The organism is Mesorhizobium sp. M2A.F.Ca.ET.067.02.1.1 (assembly GCF_004023285.1).
Taxonomy (GTDB): domain Bacteria; phylum Pseudomonadota; class Alphaproteobacteria; order Rhizobiales; family Rhizobiaceae; genus Mesorhizobium.
This window is the reverse complement of record NZ_RZSB01000940.1, coordinates 1-2034: the sequence shown is the minus strand read 5'-3', so window position 1 is coordinate 2034 and position 2034 is coordinate 1. Positions and strand designations below refer to the sequence as shown.

General features: G+C 64.4%; 1 protein-coding gene. It reads right to left on the bottom strand.

From position 1 onward, the window contains the following. Positions 1–214: 214 nt before the first annotated feature. Positions 215–2034 (bottom strand): murein L,D-transpeptidase (locus tag EOA28_RS33985; protein WP_148671046.1); only part of this gene is annotated, 1820 nt, incomplete at its 5' end.

The window sequence follows — 2034 nt, the reverse complement described above, 5'->3', positions numbered from 1 at the left end:
GGCCTGACGCTGCCGATTATCCCGAACGCTTGGCCGACATGGGCATCATAGCGGGCGCCGGCCTCGTGGCCGGCCTGATCTATTGGCTGATTGCCGGGCGCGACGCCGGCTTCCGCCGTCCGCTCATCAAAGCAATTCCAGCAAAAGTGTGAAGCGGTCAGGCCGAGCGGTATCGCCGTAGCCTTCCGCCCGGAATTGCTTGAAGTTACCGCGCTCAGCTTGACGGCGTGCGCACCGCTTCGGTCGCGTCCAGCGCCTGCATCAGCTTGGAATCACGGTCATAGACGTCGTCGAAATACTCGACCTTGCCGGACATATCAGGCCAGGCGGTGAAATAGGCGACATAGACCGGAATGACGCGCGTGACATTCTCGGTCGAATGGCCGTGCTTCAGCTTCTCGGCAATGTCGTCGACAGAGGTTCCAAGCACTGCGGCGGCCATGCCGCGCGGATCCTGCAGCCGGACGCAGCCATGGCTGAGCGCCCGCATGTCGCGCGCGAAGAAGGACTTCTGCGGCGTGTCATGCATGTAGATGGCGTGCTTGTTGGGGAAGAGTATCTTCAATTCGCCCAGCGCATTGGCCTCGCTCGGCTGCTGGCGCACGCTGAATGGGATCTTAGAGCCATAGGCGCCCCAGTCCACCTCTGACGACGGGATCTGCCTGCCGCGCGAATCCGTCACCTCATAGCCGGCGCGATCGAGATAGCCGGGATCGCTGCGCAGCCTCGGCAGCATCTCGTTGACGATGATCGACTGCGGCACGCCCCAATAGGGATGGAAGTCGACCTGCTTGATCTGGTCGTAGAAGAAGGCGGTCTGGTTGGTAACCCGGCCGATGACGACGCGGGTCTTCAGCTTCTCCTGGCCACTGTCGATATAGCTGGCGGTGAAGGCGGGCTGGTTGATGAAGACGCGCGGACTGCCGAGATCGGACGGCATCCAGCGCAGCTCCTCGAGCGCCACCTTGACCTTTTCGATCCTGTCGGCCTTCGAAGCGCCGGCCAGCAAAGCCACCGTCCGCGGCCCGATGACGCCGTCGCCCTTCATGCCTTCCCGCTGCTGCACCGCCTTGATCACCGGCACCAGCTCGGGGTCGTAAACCTCGCTCTTGCCAAGGCGGGCAAGCACCTCGCCATAGTTGCCGCCCATCTCGTCATCAAGATTGCGGGCAATCAGCGTCAGCAACTTGGGCAGTTCCGGGCTGCTCTCACCCGGCTTGAGCAACAGCTTGGGATCGACGACGATCTCGTTTTCCTCGCTGGCCTCGAGCGCTTCCAGTTCGACGCGCAGCGCCTGGTATTCCGGATTCTGCGGATGCCGCGACTCCAGATAGGTGCGGACCTCCTGGGTATGCGCCAGTGTCTTCAGCGCGCCTTCCAGATCGAACGGCTTGGCCGGGAAATCATAGTAGCCGGTCATCCGGTTGGGATCGACACGGCCGCTCTGGGCATCATGGGCGTAGCGCAGCACTCGCGCCGACAGCGCCATCTCGAACCGAACCAGTTCCCTGGTCCGCTCTTCCGGCGTGGCGGAAGTCGCGGCCGCCGGAATGTCGACGGAGTAGTCGGCCGGCGTCAAACCGTAGCTCGCCGCCTCGCCCAGCACCCGCACCGCATCCTGCGCCCTGCTGTTGGGGGCGTTGTCGCGCACCCAGATGAAATCCGGATTGGCCGAGTAATAGGCAATCAGCGCCTTGGCGATGTCAGGCTCGGCGAACAGCTCGTAGTCGCTCAGGCCGGCAACGGCATCGCGGAACGCGGTGCTGGTCACTGACGGCACGAAGGCGGCATCCTGCGCCGTTGCGGGCGGCGTCGCAGGCACCAGCGACTTGAAGTCGACGCGCACGAGCTTGTCGGCCCGGTAGGTGTTGTAGGTCGGGCTGCTGATTCGGGCGCCGCCGCCACCCGCCCCCGGCGTTGCCGGACCTATCTTGCGAGGCTTCGGTGGCGGCGGAAATTCGCCTTGCGGGTTGTGCCGGATGCCGCCGCCGAACAGCATGTCGAACAGCCCCTGCGCGCTTGCCGGCTGCTGCC